Origin of the sequence: Curtobacterium pusillum (assembly GCF_007673235.1) — a bacterium.
GTDB classification, from domain to species: Bacteria; Actinomycetota; Actinomycetes; order Actinomycetales; family Microbacteriaceae; genus Curtobacterium; species Curtobacterium pusillum_C.
Genome location: NZ_VDZH01000001.1, coordinates 650352 through 667683 on the forward strand (window position 1 = coordinate 650352; position 17332 = coordinate 667683).

A 17332-nucleotide genomic window follows, 5' to 3' on the forward strand; every position below is an offset into this window, starting at 1 on the left:
GCCGAAGACCCTGCCATATCGCGTCGAACGTGAACGGCGTGTCGGCCGGGCCGCCCGGCGGTGTCAGAGCGAGTGCTCGAAGTCGTCCAGCAGGGACCGTCCGTCGGCCCAGGCACCGACCCCGCTCGCGACGTTCACGTGCCCGCGCGGGCCGATCCTGATCGCCCGCGCACCGAGGGTGTCGGCGAACCCGAGAGCACGCTCGACCGAACAGTACGGGTCGTCGTCGCTGACGACCAGCGCGGTCGGGACCGAGGACCGTGCGAGCGGCTCCGCGAAGCCCGAGGCCTCGGGCGGGAAGCCCGGCGCGGCGGGGTCCGGCGGCGCCACGAGGAACGCGCCGGCGACCGACGGGCGGTCCGGCTCCCCCGACCAGTCGGCGACGGCCAGGACACCCAGGCTGTGGGCGACGAGCACGGGCGGTTCGTCGAACGACCGGACGGCACGGGTAATCGCGGCGGACCAGTCGGCCGGGTCCGGCTCACCCCAGGACGCCGGCTCGAGACGCACGACGCCGGCGGGGTCGACCGCGGCTCGTTCGGCCTGCCACCGCGACTGCCAGTGGTCCGGGTCGGAGTTCCAGATCCCGGGGACGATCACCCACGGTCGAGGTCTGCGCACGGTCCAGATCGTAGCGAGGAGTGCCGCCGAACGACGACGTACCGGGGCTCAGCCGTGCAGCGTGTCGCGCGGGTACTCCCCGAAGCGGCTCGCGTAGGCGCCCGAGAACCGCCCGAGGTGCGCGAAGCCCCAGCGCACCGCCACCGCGGCGACCGTGACCTCGCCGGGCGAGGCCCGCCGGAGTTCGTCGCGGACCCGGTCGAGCCGGATGCCCCGCAGCATCGTGTTCGGCGCCGTCCCGACCTGCCGCTGGAAGGCCTGCTGCAGCCCGCGGACGCTCAGCCCGACGTGCTCCGCGACGTCCGTGGTGGAGATCGGGGTGTGCGCGAAGGCGTGCATGTACTCCACCGCTTCGCGGACCCGGCCCGTCGCGCCCTGGGGCAGGGTGACGTCCGGTGCCAGCACGGTGTGCGGGAAGGTGCGGAGCAGGGCGAGCGCGGTGTCCCGCGCGGTCTCGGCGAGGACGATCGGCGACACCGGCGCGTTGCCGAGCACCGTCGACGCAGCACGCTGCACCTGGGCGTTCCAGTCGCGCAGGTCCTCCTTCCGCGGGGTCTGCGTGTGGTCGAACACCAGGGGCGCGGGTCGGGTGCCGTGCTCCTCGGCCGCGATGCCCTCGAGGTAGGTCCGCTCGAACTGCACGAGGCTCTGCCGGACGTCCTGCAGGTCGAACGCGAACGGCCGCCCGGTCGGGAACATCATCGGCGTCCCCGGCCCGAAGGCGACCTCCTGCCGGCCGATGTCGACGAGTCCACCCCCGTCGGCGAGCCACATCACGACGTACTCGTCACGCGCCTCGAGCTCCCCCTCCATCCGGGCGTCGAACCGGGTCGACCGGAAGGACATCGTGTCGTCGCCGACCACACGGAACCGGTAGCTGAAGGGGCGCTCGGTCTGCGCAGCACGGAACCCGGCGCCGTCGTAGGCGTCTTCGTACATCTGGATCGCTGCCGCGAGGTCGTGACCGGACGTCTCGAAGCTGATCCTGGGGTCGGGTTCGACTGTCATCGTCCTGGATCGTGACACGGCGGCGCGGAAGACCGGCACCGGGACGGGCTGTCTTGCGGGTTACGGCTCAGGCGCTGCGCGATCCGGATGAACGGGATCAGCCCCGGGTCAGGCTGCGGCGTACGGTCCAGCGGTTGCGGTCGGCGACCCGTTCGTACCGCAGGTCGTCGACGACCATCTGGACGAGGGCCAGTCCCCGACCGCTCTCGGCGAGGGCGTCGGGCAGTCGGGCGTCGGACGGGTCGATCGGCACCGGGACCCCGTCGTCGGTGAGGTCCGCCTCGACGGCGTCCGCTCCGACGTCGAGGCGGAGGGAGCAGGAGACGCCGTTCCCGCCCGCGCCGTGCTCGATGACGTTGGAGGTGAGTTCGACCAGCGCCAGCTCGAGCGCCATCCGGTCCTCCGACGCCACCGTCGGCTCGGCGTCCCACACCGACGCCAGGAACGTGTGCACGGCCGTCACGTCGTCCGGCGGACACGCCAGGTCGAGGCTGTGCCCGCCCACCGTGGCGCTCATCCCCAGTCGCTGACCGCGGCGTCCCCGTCCGGGTACGTGCGGAGGATCTTGTCCATGTTGGACAGCTTGAGCACCATCTCGACCTGGTCGGACGGTGCGGCGATGCGGAGGTCCCCGCCGGCCTGCCGCGCGGTCTTCAGGCAGCCGACGAGCGCCCCGAGCCCGGAGGAGTCCATGAACTCGACGGTGGAGAGTTCGACGACGACCTTGGGCCGGCCACCGGTGACGACCTGCGCCACCGTCTCGCGGAAGGTCGGGGCCGACACCATGTTCAGCCGGCCGCTGCACTCCAGCACCGCGACGTCCGTGTCTGCCTCGTGTACGACGATGTCCATGTCGGTGCCTCCTCAGGTCGGTGCGGCGTGCACCATGCAACCTACCGGGTCACGATCACGAGACGGTCCGCCCCCGCCGGGTGGCGACGAGCTGCACGACGACGGCGGCCGCCATGAGCGTCGCCATCACGGAGCCCATCGCGAGCGCGGTGCCGCCCAGGGCGCCGGCGAGCGGTGTCCCGAGGCCGCCGAGCCCGAAGGTCAGCCCGCCCTGCAGCGCGGCGGCCGTCCCCGGGTGCGCTGCGCCGACGTGCTGGGTCCGCGTCATCGCCGCCGGCAGGACGAACCCCCACGCCGCCGTGACGACGGCGAGCGAGCACCACACCGGGACGGCGCCGAGCCCGAGGAGTGCGCTCACCAGGACTCCAGCAGCTCCGACCGTCCCGACCGCGAGCCCGAACGACAGCAACGCGTCCTCGGAGAACCGACCGACGACACGGCGGAAGACCAGCGTCGTGACGATCATCATCGAGGCGTTCGTCGCGAAGACGAGCGTGTACATCCCCTCCGAGAACCCGAACTCGGTCTGGAACACGAACGAGCTCGTCGCGATGTACGCGAAGAACCCGATCGTCGAGAGCACCCCGGTGAGCACGTACGCCCGGAACCGCGGGATCCCCATGAGCTCGCGGATGCGCCGCCAGTTCGCGCCGAAGCCGACACCACCACGGGACTCGTGCGGCAGCGTCTCGTGGAACCGGACGACGACGGCGACGAAGAACACCGCGCCGAGCACCGCGAGCACGACGAACATCAGCCGCCACGTCCCGATCGTGAGCACCGCTCCCCCGGCCAGCGGTGCGACGACCGGACCGATGGCGTTGATCGCCGCGAGCGTGCCGAACACCTTCGCCATCCGCGGCCCACCGGTGACGTCGGAGACCATCGCGCGGCCGGCCACGGCACCCGCGGCGCCCGCCAGGCCCTGGAACACCCGTGCCACGACGAGCGTCACGACGTCCGGTGCCAGCGCGCACCCGACCGACGCGAGGGCGAACACCGCCGTCCCGACGAGCATCAGGGGCCGCCGTCCGATGCCGTCGCTGACCGGCCCGGCGAGGAGTTGCCCGACCGCGAAGGCGACGAGGAAGGCGGTCAGCGAGAGCTGGACCGCACCCGGCGTGGTCCCGAGGTCGCGTGCGATCGCCGGCAGCGCCGGGATGTACATGTCGGTCGCGAACGGCGAGACGCCCACGATGAGCGCGAGCGGGACGATCGGCGGCAGCACGCCCGACGTCACTCGGGTCCGCATGCGCTCCGTCGTCACGCGGCCACGCTACGCGCACCCGAATCGATTCGACAAGGGCGGGTGCGGTAGGGGCGGTGGTCGGGTCACAGACCGACTGGAGGCGCGGTGCGGGCCCGCACCGCGCCTCCGGTCCGTCTCAACCCGTGTTCTGCAGACCGGCGGCGATCCCGTTCACGGTCAGCAGGAGCAGACGGTGGTCGCCGTCCTCCGGGTCGGTGCTGCCCGTGGAGCGGATCGCGCGGAGCGCGCGCAGCTGCAGGTGCGACAGGGCGTCGACGTACGGGCTGCGGAGGCGGACGGCGCGGGCGAGGACCGGGCGGTCCTCGAGGACGTCGCTGCCGCCGGAGACCCGGAGCACCCAGTCGCGGGTGCGCAGCATCTCGTCGAGGACCTTGGCGGCGAGGTCGTCGCGGTCGGCCAGTTCGAGGTAGCGACGGGCGATGTGCTCGTCGGTCTTCGCGAGCGACATCTCGACGTTCTTGATCATCGCGCCGAACAGCGGCCACTCGGCGTACGCGGTGCGGAGGAGTCCGACGTCGCCGACGGCCTCGAGCGCGGCACCGAGGCCGTACCACCCGGCGAGGTTGATGCGGGCCTGTGTCCAGGAGAACACCCACGGGATCGCCCGGAGGTCCTCGAGGGACTCGACGCTCAGCCCGCGGCGGGCCGGACGGGACCCGAGCGGCAGGAGACCGATCTCCTCCATCGGGGTCACGCGCGCGAACCACGGCGCGAACCCGTCTGCCTTCACGAGGTCGTAGAAGGCCTGACGCGACACGTCGTCGAGCTGCTGTGCGAGCTCGGCGAACCGGGTGGCGGCGACGGCGGTGCGGTCCTCGTTCGAGGGCGACGAGGCGAACAGGGTGGCCGAGGCCATCTGCTCGAGGTGCCGCGCCGCGATGTCCTTGTCGCCGTACTGGGCGAAGATGACCTCACCCTGCTCGGTGAGCTTGAGCCGCCCGTCGATCGAGCCACGAGGCTGCGCGAGCACCGCCTCGTTCGCGGGTCCGCCACCGCGGCCGAGCGAACCGCCGCGGCCGTGGAAGAGCGTCAGCTCGACGTCGTTGGTCTTCGCCCAGTCGGCGATGCGGGCCTGGGCGTCGTAGAGCGCGAGGTTCGCCGACACCGGGCCGACGTCCTTCGACGAGTCCGAGTAGCCGAGCATGACCTCGAGCTTGCGGCCCGTCGCGGCGAGGCGGCGTTGGAACGTCTCGGTGCGCACTGCCTCGTCGAGGATGTCGACGCTGGCGTGCAGGTCGGCGAAGGTCTCGAACAGCGGGATGACGTCGAGTACCGGAGCGGCCTCGGGCGACCCGAGCGCCGCGACGGCGAGCTCGTGCACGTTCGCGAGGTCCGCCGCGGACTGGGTGAACGAGACGATGTACCGGCTGGCGGCGCGCACCCCGTAGCGGGACTGCAGCGACGCGATGGTGCGGAAGACCTCGAGGACCTCCTGCGTCATCTCGCTCAGTTCGCCGCCGGCACGGATCTCGGCGAGGGCGTTCCGGTGCACCTGCGAGTGCTGCCGGACCTCGAGCTCGGCGAGGTGGAACCCGAAGGTCTCCACCTGCCAGACCAGGTTCTGCAGCTCCCCGTTCGCCGGACGGGTCGCGCCGGCCGCGACGAGCGACGTCTGGATCGTGCGGAGGTCCGCCAGCAGGGCCTCGGGCCCGGGGTAGGCCAGGTGCTCCTGACCGGTCCGGGTCGCGTCGATCCGGGCGGCGACGAACATCAGTGCGCGGCGGTGGGTCTCGTTCGGGGCACGGACACCGATGCGCTCGGCGATGCCGGCGTCGAGGGACTCCTGCGCTGCGACGAGCGCGGTCAGACCGGCGTCGGCGGGGGTCTCGCTCGCGTCCAGCGTCAGCGTGCTGCCGATGCGGGTCGCGGCGCGGGACAGCCCGAGGAGGATGTGCTCCGCGGCGATCTCGGCGGCCTGGCGGGTGACGTCGGCGGTCACGTGCGGGTTGCCGTCGCGGTCTCCGCCGATCCACGTGCCGAAGCGGACGAACGCCGGAGCGGTCACCGGGGCGCGGCCGGCGTCGTCACCGAGCAGTCGGTCGTCGAGCAGGCGGTACACCTGCGGCACGATCTCGAACAGCGTCTGGTCGAACACGCTCATCGCCGTGCGGACCTCGTCGAGCGGGGTCGGCCGGGTCGTGCGGAGGGGCGAGGTGCGGAGGAGCGTCGTGATCTCCTCGAGCAGCCGGCGCTCGTTCTCGGCCAGCGCGGTGGCGTTCGTCGTCCGGTCGCGCTCGTCGATGAGGTCGGTGATGCGCCGCACGGCCGTGGTGACCGCGCGGCGGCGGGCCTCGGTCGGGTGCGCGGTCAGGACGGGGTGGAAGCGGAGGTCGCGGAGGCGTGCGGCGGCCTCGTCGTCACCGACCTGCTCGACGAGCGAGGCGTAGGTCGCGGGGAACGAGTCCCCCGCCAGGCCGCCGTCGTCGCCGCGGTGCCGGAGCACGCGGACGCGGTGGTGCTCCTCCGCCAGGTTCGTCAGGTGGAAGTAGGTCGTGAACGCCTGCGCGACGGCCTCGGCCCGGTCGGCCGACATGCCCGCGACGATCGCCTCGGCACGTGCTGCGCCCTCGGCCTCGCCGCCCTCGAACGCGTCGATGACCGCGGCACGCAGGCTCTCCACATCGTGCAGGAGGTCCTCGCCGCCGGTCTCCCGCAGCACCCGCCCGAGCAGGTTGCCGAGGTACCGCACGTCCGAGCGCAGGTCGCTGTCGACCGCTCCGCTGACGTCGTCCCGAGCGCGCCCGTGGCGCGTCGATCCATCGATCGCCGTCATGTGGTCCTTTCCGGGTCTGCCGGGAGTGCCCTCCCGGTATCCCAGCAGCGTATCGGCCCGCCGCGGCGCCTGACGACAACCGTCCGGACGGACCGGTGCGCCGGAGTCGTCGAGTGCTTCGTCGGGTGGTTCGTCGGGTGGTTCGTCGGGTGCTTCGTCGAGTGCTTCGTCGAGTGAGCGGGAATCGTCGCCTGCCGATCACGGACCCGACGATTCCTGCTCACTCGACGGCCGCGGACCCGCCCCGGTTCGCATCGCATCCGGACGGAATTCGGGGTGCGTTCGTAGAATCCGGCCAGGGATGCTCCGCCGCCGTGGGCGGAGGGACCGGGTGGAGGGGCCGCATGAGCGAGACAGTCGAACCAGCTGGATCAGCCGACCGAGACCCGGACACGGGGCGGGCGCAGAACGACGTCGGGACGCGCCCCGTCCCGGTGAAGCCGCCCGTGGAGCGCTGGGTGTTCTGGCCGGCGGCCGGGATCGTCCTGGCGTTCGTCGCCGTCGCGCTGATCGCACCACGCGCGACGGAGGACGCGTTCGCCGCCGTGCAGGGCTGGATCGTGCGGGACTTCGGCTGGTACTACGTGATCGCCGCCGCCGCATTCGTCGTCTTCGCGATCTGGATCGGGTTCAGCCGGTTCGGCGACATCGTGCTCGGCCAGGACGACGAGAAGCCCGAGTTCTCGACCCTCTCGTGGCTCTCGCTGCTGTTCGCCGCCGGCATGGGCATCGGGCTCGTGTTCTACGGCGTCGCCGAACCGCTCAGCCACTTCGCTTCACCGCGGCCAGGGGTGACCGGCGACGACGACGCTCTCGCGCAGCAGGCGCTCACGCAGACGTTCCTGCACTGGGGACTGCACGCATGGGCGATCTACGTGGTGGTCGGGCTGGCGCTGGCGTACGCGATCCACCGGCGGTCGCGCCCGGTGTCGATCCGCTGGGCGCTCGAACCGCTGCTCGGCAAGCGCGTCGTGGGCGGGTGGGGCAACCTCATCGACGTGCTCGCCCTCATCGGGACCCTGTTCGGCGTCGCGACGTCGCTCGGCCTCGGGGTCCTGCAGATCGGCTCCGGCCTCGAGTACACGGGGGTCGCGGACAACACCCGCGGGCTGCAGATCGGGCTGATCGTCGTCGTCACGCTCATCGCCATCGGGTCGCTGCTGAGCGGGGTCGGCAAGGGCATGAAGATCCTGTCGAACATCAACCTCGGGCTCGCCGCCGTCCTGCTCGTCTTCGTCCTGTTCGTCGGGCCGACGCAGTTCTTGCTCGGCGAGTTCGTGCAGTCGATCGGGCAGTACGTCCAGGGCTTCGTCGGGCTCGCGTTCGACACCAGCGCCTTCGCGGGCAAGGCCGGGCAGGACTGGCAGGGCGCGTGGACGACGTTCTACTGGGGCTGGTGGATGTCCTGGGCGCCGTTCGTCGGCATCTTCATCGCGCGGATCTCCCGCGGTCGGACCGTCCGGCAGTTCGTGCTCGGCGTGCTCTTCGTCCCGACGCTGCTGACCTTCCTCTGGTTCGCGATCATGGGCGGCACGGCGCTCTACGACCAGCTGCACGGCACCGGCGACCTCATCGGGGCGGACGGCAGCGTGTCCGTCGAGCAGGTCCTGTTCCAGCTGCTCGGCGCGATGCCGGCCGGATCGGTGCTCGTCATCGGGGCGATCATCCTCATCGGGGTGTTCTTCGTGACCTCTGCTGACTCCGGCGCCCTCGTGATGGGCATGATCGCGACCGGCGGCCAGATCGAGCCGAAGAACTGGATCCGGGTGTTCTTCGCGGGGGTCACGGCGCTCGTCGCGGTGGCGCTCCTGCTCGCCGGGGGTCTGAACGCCCTGAAGACCGCGGCCATCACGACCGCGCTCCCCTTCAGCATCGTGATGGTCCTGATGTGCTGGTCGACGGTGGTCGCCTTCACCCGGGAGCGTCGGGCGTACGTCCGGGCCGAGCGGCGGGCACTGATGACGGACCTGGCGGAGTTCTACCAGCAGGAGGTCGTCGACCCCGCGGAGCGCGCCCCGAAGACCGGCCCGATCCAGAAGTTGGCGCGCCGCATGCGGCACTGAGCACGGCGCGCGACGGCGCGGGGTGCGGGCTGCGGACCACGCCGCGACCCAAGGAGCCGGGCGGACGGCATACGACCGCTTCTGCGCACGAAGCGCCGTGGTCGGGACCACCCCCGGCCTGGAGGCGCGTGGCGGCGCCGACCCGCGCCTCCAGGCCGGTGGGGCCACGCGGGGTACGCAGTGTGCGAGATTCCGGGCACTGTGCGAGGCGCCTGCGGTGCCACGGTGCGCGGAACCTCGCACACTGCGAAGCGCGACGCGGCGCGCGCAGCGTGCGGGAACGCCGGGATCGCGACGCGTGGCGGGAGCACCCCTGCTGTTGCGACGCGCTCCGCGATCCCGGCGGGTCTGGGGTCAGCTCGGCTCGGTCAGCCGGGCCTGGGCAGCAGAGTGCACCTCGACGATCTGCACGCGGGCCGACCGTCGATCGGTAAGCGGGGTGCGCCACGGCACGATGACCTGCTCCTCGGCGCCGTCGTCGAGCTGTGCGATCCACACCCCGGCGATCGCGTCGATCTCGGTCATGGTCGCCGCGACCGCCGTGGCCGCGCCGTTCGCCCGCACGATGACGAGGTTGTCCGTCCCGTGGTCGCCGTTCATGTGCCGCAGGATCGCTCGGCGGGCACCGTCGTCGAGGGGGTCGGTCACGCGATCACCGTCACGTTCCCGGTGGCCGAGTCGCCCGGCCGACGGGTGGCGTCGAGCCCCTCGAGCAGGCCGTTGTTCAGCGAGTACGCGAGTTCGACCTCGGCGATCACGCGCTCCTGTTCCTCGGGCGACCACGGCGCGGCGTCGAGCTGCGCCCGGTAGGTGTCCTTGAACGCGCTCGGGTCGGCGACCTGGTCGAAGATGTAGAACAGGATCCCGTTCGTCTCGAAGCCGAACTGCTCGGCGAGCATCCGGCCGATCATCTGCCCACCGGACAGGTCGCCGAGGTACCGCGTGTAGTGGTGCGCGACGAAGCCGCCGGGCCACTCGGCCGCGACCTCGTTGAGGCGTCGGACGTACGCCGTCGTCGCCGGGAGCGGGCACACGAGCTCCGACCAGTCCGGGCCGACGAGGTACTCGAGGTCGGCGCGGATCGCCGGCATCCGGGTGAGCTGCGAGGTCACGAACGGGGCGGCGACGGGGTGGTCGGCCATCCGGTCGGCAGCGCGCTCCAGGGCGTCGTACACGAACGAGTACTGTCCGAGCAGCGCTGCGTAGTCGGCGACGTCGCACCTGCCACCGAGCAGGTCGTGCATGAAGCCGTTCCCGGCCGAGGATCCGTGCGAGCGACGCGTGCGCTTGCGCAGCAGCTCGGAGAACGGGATGACGGTCGTGTCCATGAGGTAAGGCTAACCTTAGTTACAAGAACGTCAAGCACGAACGCCTCGCAAGAACCCAACGCCAAGCCGGAAAGAGGAACCTGGACCCGTGAGTTCCAAGCCCAAGCGCCCCCAGCACGTCTTCGTCGTCGACCACACCGAACGACTCTCACCGCACATGGTCCGGGTGCACCTCGGCGGCCCGGCCTTCGACGACTTCGTCGCCGCCGCTGACCCCGAGCGCCTCGACGCCACGGACAAGTACGTCAAGCTGCTGCTCGCCAAGCCGTCGCTCGGCCTGACGCCGCCGTACGACCTCGAGGAACTCCGCGAGACCCTGCCGAAGCAGGACCGCCCCGCCCGCCGCACCTACACGGTCAGAGCGGTCGACCACGACGCGAAGACCATCGCCGTCGACTTCGTGGTGCACGGCGACGACGGACTCGCCGGTCCGTGGGCCGCTGCCGCGCAGCCCGGCGACCTGCTCGCCCTCTCCGGCCCCGGTGGCGGCTACGCGCCGTCCAGCGACCCGGCGGTCACCCACGTCCTGCTCGGCGACGACAGCGCCCTGCCCGCGATCTCCGCCGCACTCGAGTCCATGCCCGAGTCCGCGACGGGCGTCGCCCTGGTCGAGGTGGCGGGTCCCGCCGACGAGCAGACCATCGCGCACCCGGCCGGTGTCGACCTGCGGTGGCTGCACCGCGACGCCACCGGCGCCGAGCCGGGCACGCTCCTGCTGGACGCCGCCCGCTCGCTGGAGCGCGCCTCCCGGCCGGTGCAGGTCTTCGCGCACGGCGAGCGGACCGCGATGAAGGCGATCCGCCGGCTGCTGCAGGACGACTGGGGGCTCGAGAAGTCCGAGATGTCGCTGTCCGCCTACTGGGCGCTCGGCCGCGCCGAGGATCGGTTCCAGGAGGAGAAGCGCGAACCGATCGGGGTCATCTTCACCGAGTAGGCGGGCGTCCGTCGGTTCGGCCTGGAGGCGCGGCGCGCGTCGGTGGGTCGGGCTAGCGTTCCCGGCATGGTCGCCCTCTCGTGCTGTGCGCCCGGTTGCGACGCCGGTGCGGTCCTCGGGTTCGCGGTGCCCGCGGTGCCGCTGTGCGCGGGGCACATCGCGCTCGTCGTCGACGCCGCCACCGAGCACCCCGGCGTCGAGGACGCCCTGCCCGGACCGTGCCCGGTGTGCGGCTCACGGATCGGGGTGCGCTTCCCGTCCGGCACCGTGTGCGCGACGTGCGAGTGGCGGTGGGGCGACGTGCCCGACGGGGACCTCGCTCCCCCGCGCGTCGACGTCGTCTACTACCTGCGGATGCGCGACGACTTCGGCGACCGGATCAAGATCGGGACGACGACGAACCCGCGGCAGCGGCTCGCGGCGATCCCGCACCAGGACCTCCTCGGGTTCGAGCGCGGCGACCGGAGCCTCGAGCGTCGGCGGCACGCGCAGTTCGCCGCGACGCGGTACCCGGGCACGGAGTGGTTCCGGGTGACGCCGGAGCTGCTCGCGCACGTCGGGACCGTGGCCGCGGGGGTCAGCGACCCGTGGGAGCTCCACGCCCGGTGGACGAGTGAGGCGCTCGCGCTCCGCGGCTGACCGGCACGCCGGCGCGGCAGCTCGCGACGCTCCGCGGCGGCGAGTCTCGCGCTGGGCGACAGATTTCGCGCCCCGGACCGCGAGGACTGTCGCTGAGCCCGAGACTCGGACCGGCGGACGCGAGACTCGGCCAGGTCACCGGGCGTAGGCGTCGACGAACAGCGCGCCGCGGATCTCCCGCAGCGTGTCCGCCAGGCGGGCGACGGTCCGGCCGGAGATGCCGGAGACCTCGAGGTCGTACGGGCCGAGTGCCTGCAACCGACCGGTGCGGATGCGCACGACCTCCCACCCGACGCCCCGCACCGCACGGTCCTTCCGGCGATCCGTCTCCTGCCGGGGGCCGACGTGCTCGAGGCCGTGGCGCCCGGTCGAGTCGTACTCGATCGCCACCCGGAGCTCCGGCAGGATGATGTCCGGCCAGACCTCGACGTGGTCGAAGAACGGCCGGTCGAGCCGGATCGCCGAGTGGTCGAACGTGAAGGCGAACCGTTCCGCGAGCGCGGCACGGAGTTCGGCCTCGACCGCGGAGGCCGTCGCCGGGGCGCACACGCTCGTGAACGACTCCCCGGAGGGCAGCCGCGGGGTCTTCGGGCAGATCGACCGCGGGACCGCTGCGGGTCGGGGTCGACGGGGCGCACCGGGCTCGGGGCGGTGCGGACGGGACCGTGCGGAGGCGACCGCACCCGCCGGGGTCCCCCGTGCCGGTGCGGCGGGCAGGGTCTGTCGACCGGTCACCCGCACGACCCGCTGCGGCACGGGCACCGCGGTCGGCCAGTCCGACGGCAGGACCGGCCACCGCTGCGGCTGGGCCTGGACGGCGCACTCGGGGCACCAGACCGACCGCCGCCGTTCACGACCCGGGCGGGAGCGCTGCTCGGCCGGCGTCGCGACGAACACGTGCCCGACGTCGCACTCCCACGTCAGCAGGACCTCGGCCGCGGGCGGCACCTGGCTCAGGACGAGGCCGTGGTTCCATTCCGGGTGGTACTGCCGGACGAGCACCGGGTACGAGGCCCACTCGGCGCGGAACTCCCCCACGGCGTACGGCACCGGGACGCCGCGCGACCACTGTCGGCGGCGCCACCACGCGTCGACGGGTTCGGCCACGTCGTCACGCTAGGCACGACCACCGACAAGCGCGTCAGGACCCGGGTGGTTCCGCGAAGGTGAACCGTTCGGGACCGGCATCCGACCCGTCGTCGAGCACGCGGATGCCCGCTTCGCGGCAGGCGGTCACACCGTCGCGGTGCACACGCTCGGGTCGTGGCCGCTTCGGGACGCCGGCCGTGCCGAACACCGCCCACGCGTTCGCCGGCGCCGCACTGGTGAACCGGGTGCTGTACCGGACCCCGGCGAACCCGGCGGCGTCGAGCGCCCTCGCCCAGGCCTGTGGCACGCGGTAGTCGCCCATCGTCTGCAGCTCGGCACCGACGCCGAACCGGACGGCACCGGGGTGGGTCACGTCGGCGAACGCCCGGCCGCGCGACGCTCGGGCGGCCACCACGACCATCTCCCGCGCACGGGCGGTGAAGACGGTGTTCGTGTCCAGGACGTGGTGCGCCAGACGCTCCCGCACGGCGACCTCGACGGAGTCCGCCCAGTAGCAGGTGCCCCGCGGCGGGGCGAGGTCGAACCGGCCGCCGTCGACCCCGTCGGCGTCGGGCTCGGTGCTCGCGAACCACCACGCACCGCGGTCGTGCCGTTTCGCCCGGTAGAAGGTCGTGCCCCGGGACTCCTCGCTCGGGAACGCGGCGAGGTCGAGGTCGTCGCGCGGCGGGCGCTGGGCGACCTCGTTCCGGCGGGGCGTCACGCGTCCGCAGCCCAGGCGTGCGCAGCTCGGCGGGCCGCGGCGAGCACCTGCTCGTCACGACCGTCGCGGAGCGCCTCGGCAGCAGTGGTGCCGCCGAACGCGTCGGCCGGGGTGTTCAGCCAGAGTGCGCTGCCCCACGGGTCGATCCGGTCCGGGTCGATGAGCGCGAGCACCTGCCGCAGGTTCGGCAGCGGCGTCCCGGTCACGCCGAACTGGAACGAGGGGAACACCAGACTGCCGTCGCCGATCTTCAGGCCGATGAGGTCCCGCTTCGCCGTCGCCTTGCTGAGCGCCTGCCGCGTCACCCCGCGCCAGGCGGCCAGGGTCGGGGTGTCGTAGAACGGGCCGAGCAGTGCATCGGCCTCGTGCTTGCCGGACGGCAGCGCCGCCACCATCCGGTCGGCGAGCACCTCGATGTCGGCGCCGGAGTCGAGCGCCCCGTCGACCCGGTCGAGCACCAGTCGGCTCCGGAGCGCCGTCAGGAGCGCTTCGACCCGGTCGGTCGGCCGCCCGGCTGCAGCGTGTGCTCGTGCTGTCGTCGCCATCCTGAGCCTCCTGCTGATCGGGTGCACAGCGTCAACCGTGTCAACCAATCCTGTCGCACGAACGACAACCATGTCAACCATCTCGGCGACAGCTCAGCCCGCGAGCGCGTTCCGCACGTAGGCGACCACCGCGTTCGCGTGCCCGTGGCCCAGACCGTGCTCGTCCTTGAGCCAGGCGACGACCTCCATGTGCTTGTGGTCGTCCAGGCGGTCCGCGACGATGTCGAGCCAGTCCTGGACCGGGCGGCCGTACGTCTTCTCGATGCTCGGGAAGTACGACGCCGGCCCCTTCGGCACGGCGCCGTCGGCCGGGGGCTCGGGTGCGGTCACACGGTGTGCGGTCATGCCGGTCACGATAGCCGTCGCGGCACGTCACAGAGCGTCATCCAGAACCGGTGTGTGACGCCGCGTTCCGTCCCGTGCCGATGTGTTGCACCCCGCGTTGTCGCATCCCTCCGCACCTCCTACGGTCGCGACATGACCCAGACCACCGACACGGAGCGGGACGCCGTGACCCGCCCCGACGGCGCGAGGAGCGTGACGGACGCGCACCGCGCCTCCAGTCCGAACGGAAGTCAGGCCGGAGGCCTGGCCGACGCGACCATCGACGCCGCCGGACGCGCCGCGCTCGACCGGCCGGTCGTCCCGCTGCGGCACCCGATGCGCTGGATCGCGGCCGCGATCGTCCTCGTGGTGCTCCTGAACTTCGTCGAGACGCTCTTCACGAACGAGCAGTGGGGCTGGCCGGCGGTCGGCAAGTGGGTGTTCAGCCCGGCGATCCTGACCGGCCTGCAGCTCACCCTCGTCGCGACGGCGCTGAGCGCCGTGATCAGCTTCGCCGGCGGCATCGTCGTGGCGATCGCCCGGCTCTCGCGCAACCCGGTGCTGTCCGGGCTCGCCTGGGGCTACGTGTGGCTGTTCCGCTCGGTGCCGCTCATCCTGGTGCTCGTCTTCCTGTACAACCTCGGGTCGCTGTACCCGACGATCGGCATCGGCGTCCCGTTCGGACCCCAGCTCGAGGTCCCGACCGCGAACGTCCTGGGTGACCTGGCGATCGGTGTCATCGGGCTGAGCCTCAGCGAGATCGCCTACGCCTCGGAGATCGTCCGCGCCGGCGTGCTCGCCGTCGACCACGGGCAGCACGAAGCCGCGCAGGCCCTGGGGCTCCCCCGTCGCCGCCAGTTCGTGCGGGTGATCCTGCCGCAGGCGCTCCGCTCGATCGTGCCGGCGTTCGTGAACCAGATCGTCGGACTGCTCAAGGCGTCGTCGCTGCTGTTCTACGTGTCGCTGCTCGACCTGTTCGGTGTCGTCCAGAACCTGTCGAGCACCTACCCGACGGACATCATCCCGCTACTCGTCGTCGCGACGCTCTGGTACCTGGCGCTCACGAGCGCGGTGTCGGTCGTGCAGTACTACGTCGAGCGCTGGACGGCCCGCGGCTCGGTCCGCGCGCTGCCGCCGACACCGTTCCAGCGACTGCGGGCTGCGGTCCGGCACGGCGCGGGTCGCCGGCCTGGAGGCGCGGATCGCCGTGCCGAGGCCGCCGCCGCCGAGCGGGCGGTCGCCGCCGGCACCTCCACCACGAACGACAGGGCCATCTGATGAGCGCGACCATCGGCATCCACGGCGCCGTGAAGGCCTTCGGCGAGAACGTCGTGATCGACGGCGTCGACCTGTCGCTGCCGTCCGGGAGCGTCACCGTCATCCTCGGCCCGTCCGGGTCCGGCAAGTCCACGCTGCTGCGGGCCATCAACCACCTCGAACCCCTCGACCGCGGTGTCGTGACCGTCGGCGGCGAGACCATCGGCGTCCGGGTGCGGACCGGCCGCGACGGGGTCCCCCGCTACAAGGAGCTGCCCGAGCGGCTGATCCTGCGGCAGCGTTCCCGGATCGGCTTCGTGTTCCAGCACTTCAACCTGTTCCCGCACCTCACCGCGCTCGAGAACGTGGCCGAGGGACCGATCGCCTCCGGCGTTCCCGCCGCCACGGCGAAGGCCCGGGCGCAGACGCTGCTCGAACGCGTGGGCCTCGGCGACCGCGGAGCCACCCGGCCGCGCCAGCTCTCCGGCGGGCAGCAGCAGCGCGTGGCCATCGCCCGGGCCCTGGCACTCGAGCCCTCGGTGGTGCTGCTCGACGAACCGACCTCGGCGCTCGACCCCGAGCTGGTCGGAGAGGTCCTCGGCGTCATCAAGGACCTCGCCGAGTCCGGCACGACGCTCGTCATCGTGACGCACGAGGTCGCCTTCGCCCGCGAGGTCGCCGACCACGTCGTCTTCCTCGACCACGGCCGCATCGTCGAGCAGGGGCCGCCCGCGCAGCTCATCGACGACCCGCAGCACCCCCGCACGCGCGACTTCCTGTCCCGCGTCCGCTGAACTCCCCACCCGTTCCGACGTACAACGCACCCTGGAGAACCATGTCCCCGATCACCCCCTCACGCTGGCGGAACCGCGCCGGCGCCCTCGTCCTCGCCGCCGGAGTCGTCGTCGCCCTGGCCGGTTGCGCCGCGAACGCGAGCGCCGGCACCGGCTCGGGCGACGGCACCGTCACGATCGGAGCAGCGTCGAACGGCGCCGCCACCGAGACGAAGGTGTCCGTGCAGGAGGACTCGAAGCTCCACGACGAGCTCCCGGCCGACGTCAAGAAGTCCGGCAAGCTCGTCATCGGCATCGGTGCCCTGCCGTCCGGGTACCCGCCCCTCGCGTTCACCGGGGACGACCAGAAGACCCTCACCGGTTCGGAGCCCGACATCGGTCGCCTCGTCGCCGCGAAGCTCGGCCTCGAACCGCAGGTCAAGAACGCCACCTGGGACAACCTGTTCGTCGGCATCGACGGCGGCTCGATCGACGTCGGCCTGTCCAACGTCACCGTGACCGAGCAGCGCAAGGAGAAGTACGACTTCGCCTCGTACCGCCAGGACAACCTCGCACTGCAGGTGAAGAAGGGCAGCAGCCTGACGTTCGACGGCGACCCGTCCGTGCTCGCCGGCAAGACGATCGCCACCGACTCCGGGACGAACCAGGAGAAGATCCTGCTCGGGTGGAAGGCCGACCTCGAGAAGCAGGGCAAGACCATCACCGTGAAGTACTACCCCGACGCGAACTCGAAGCTCCTGGCCGTGCAGTCCGGCAAGGTCGACGGGTACCTCGGCCCGAACCCGACGATCGCGTACCAGAACAAGCAGAACGCGGGGACGGCCAAGGCGACGACGACCGCCGGCACGTACTCGGGCGCGGGCGCCGACCTGCAGGGGCTCATCGCGGCGACGACCAAGAAGGGCAACGGGCTGGCCGCGCCGGTGCAGCAGGCCATCAACGAACTCATCGACGACGGCACATACGCCAAGTGGCTCAAGGCGTACAACCTGTCGAACGAGGCAGTGCAGCAGTCCGAGCTCAACCCGGAGGGCCTGCCGCTCGACGCGAGCTGACGCCGCACGCGCTGTCCGACACCCCCGTAGCCGTCCTGGCCGCGGGGGTGTCGTCGCGC

The 17332-nt window shown here is 72.1% G+C and carries 18 protein-coding genes; 6 read left to right on the forward strand and 12 right to left on the reverse strand.

Going from position 1 to position 17332, the window contains the following annotated elements; translation table 11 throughout:
- Window positions 1-63: 63 nt before the first annotated feature.
- From FS532_RS03000 to FS532_RS03025, 6 genes are all read right to left on the reverse strand, one after another.
- On the reverse strand, window positions 64-621 hold the full coding sequence (locus tag FS532_RS03000; RefSeq protein ID WP_186321885.1) for an RBBP9/YdeN family alpha/beta hydrolase: 558 nt from the start codon (window positions 619-621) through the stop codon (window positions 64-66).
- Between the two features lie 48 nt (window positions 622-669).
- A complete protein-coding gene (locus FS532_RS03005) occupies window positions 670-1629 on the reverse strand; it encodes a helix-turn-helix transcriptional regulator (protein WP_144750161.1) in 960 nt (319 codons plus the stop codon).
- Window positions 1630-1726: 97 nt separating this feature from the next.
- Window positions 1727-2146: an ATP-binding protein gene (locus tag FS532_RS03010; protein ID WP_144750163.1), complete on the reverse strand. Its 420-nt coding sequence runs from the start codon at window positions 2144-2146 to the stop codon at window positions 1727-1729.
- On the reverse strand, window positions 2143-2481 hold the full coding sequence (locus FS532_RS03015; RefSeq protein ID WP_097179319.1) for an STAS domain-containing protein: 339 nt from the start codon (window positions 2479-2481) through the stop codon (window positions 2143-2145). The genes FS532_RS03010 and FS532_RS03015 overlap by 4 nt, the downstream gene beginning before the upstream one ends.
- Before the next feature lie 55 nt (window positions 2482-2536).
- Window positions 2537-3748 (reverse strand): multidrug effflux MFS transporter, encoded by a 1212-nt coding sequence (locus FS532_RS03020; RefSeq protein WP_260852531.1) that lies wholly within the window; start codon window positions 3746-3748, stop codon window positions 2537-2539.
- A gap of 118 nt (window positions 3749-3866) precedes the next feature.
- On the reverse strand, window positions 3867-6524 hold the full coding sequence (locus FS532_RS03025) for a phosphoenolpyruvate carboxylase (RefSeq protein WP_144750165.1): 2658 nt from the start codon (window positions 6522-6524) through the stop codon (window positions 3867-3869).
- A gap of 344 nt (window positions 6525-6868) precedes the next feature.
- Here FS532_RS03025 and FS532_RS03030 point away from each other — a divergent pair, with 344 nt between their 5' ends.
- Complete coding sequence (locus FS532_RS03030) at window positions 6869-8587, forward strand: BCCT family transporter (protein WP_144750167.1); 1719 nt, start codon at window positions 6869-6871, stop codon at window positions 8585-8587.
- 354 nt (window positions 8588-8941) lie between these two features.
- On the opposite strand, the gene FS532_RS03035 is transcribed toward FS532_RS03030, so the two are convergent.
- Window positions 8942-9235 (reverse strand): DUF2470 domain-containing protein, encoded by a 294-nt coding sequence (locus tag FS532_RS03035; protein ID WP_260852532.1) that lies wholly within the window; start codon window positions 9233-9235, stop codon window positions 8942-8944.
- Window positions 9232-9915 (reverse strand): heme oxygenase (biliverdin-producing), encoded by a 684-nt coding sequence (locus tag FS532_RS03040; protein ID WP_144750169.1) that lies wholly within the window; start codon window positions 9913-9915, stop codon window positions 9232-9234. Before FS532_RS03040 ends, FS532_RS03035 begins: the two co-directional genes overlap by 4 nt.
- 88 nt (window positions 9916-10003) lie before the next feature.
- On the opposite strand from FS532_RS03040, the gene FS532_RS03045 reads away from it, so the two are divergent.
- On the forward strand, window positions 10004-10849 hold the full coding sequence (locus tag FS532_RS03045; RefSeq protein WP_144750171.1) for a siderophore-interacting protein: 846 nt from the start codon (window positions 10004-10006) through the stop codon (window positions 10847-10849).
- 66 nt (window positions 10850-10915) lie between these two features.
- Window positions 10916-11488: a GIY-YIG nuclease family protein gene (locus FS532_RS03050; protein ID WP_144750173.1), complete on the forward strand. Its 573-nt coding sequence runs from the start codon at window positions 10916-10918 to the stop codon at window positions 11486-11488.
- Window positions 11489-11623: 135 nt separating this feature from the next.
- Here the strand turns inward: FS532_RS03050 and FS532_RS03055 are convergent, their stop codons facing one another.
- From FS532_RS03055 to FS532_RS03070, 4 genes are all read right to left on the reverse strand, one after another.
- Entirely contained in the window at window positions 11624-12595 is a 972-nt protein-coding gene (locus tag FS532_RS03055; protein WP_144750175.1) for a hypothetical protein, read from the reverse strand.
- 34 nt (window positions 12596-12629) lie between these two features.
- Window positions 12630-13298, reverse strand: coding sequence for an RES family NAD+ phosphorylase (locus FS532_RS03060; protein WP_186321886.1), 669 nt, complete (start codon window positions 13296-13298; stop codon window positions 12630-12632).
- Window positions 13295-13843 (reverse strand): hypothetical protein, encoded by a 549-nt coding sequence (locus tag FS532_RS03065; RefSeq protein WP_144750179.1) that lies wholly within the window; start codon window positions 13841-13843, stop codon window positions 13295-13297. Before FS532_RS03065 ends, FS532_RS03060 begins: the two co-directional genes overlap by 4 nt.
- Window positions 13844-13936: 93 nt before the next feature.
- Complete coding sequence (locus tag FS532_RS03070) at window positions 13937-14188, reverse strand: DUF4287 domain-containing protein (RefSeq protein WP_144750181.1); 252 nt, start codon at window positions 14186-14188, stop codon at window positions 13937-13939.
- Between the two features lie 132 nt (window positions 14189-14320).
- On the opposite strand from FS532_RS03070, the gene FS532_RS03075 reads away from it, so the two are divergent.
- The 3 genes from FS532_RS03075 to FS532_RS03085 are packed head-to-tail and all read left to right on the forward strand — an operon-like array spanning window position 14321 to window position 17273.
- A complete protein-coding gene (locus tag FS532_RS03075; protein WP_260852533.1) occupies window positions 14321-15445 on the forward strand; it encodes an amino acid ABC transporter permease in 1125 nt (374 codons plus the stop codon).
- A complete protein-coding gene (locus FS532_RS03080; RefSeq protein WP_144750183.1) occupies window positions 15445-16218 on the forward strand; it encodes an amino acid ABC transporter ATP-binding protein in 774 nt (257 codons plus the stop codon). Before FS532_RS03075 ends, FS532_RS03080 begins: the two co-directional genes overlap by 1 nt.
- 41 nt (window positions 16219-16259) lie before the next feature.
- Window positions 16260-17273 carry a transporter substrate-binding domain-containing protein gene (locus FS532_RS03085; protein WP_144750185.1) on the forward strand — a complete coding sequence of 338 codons (1014 nt, stop codon included), beginning with the start codon at window positions 16260-16262 and terminating at the stop codon, window positions 17271-17273.
- Window positions 17274-17332 lie beyond the last annotated feature (59 nt).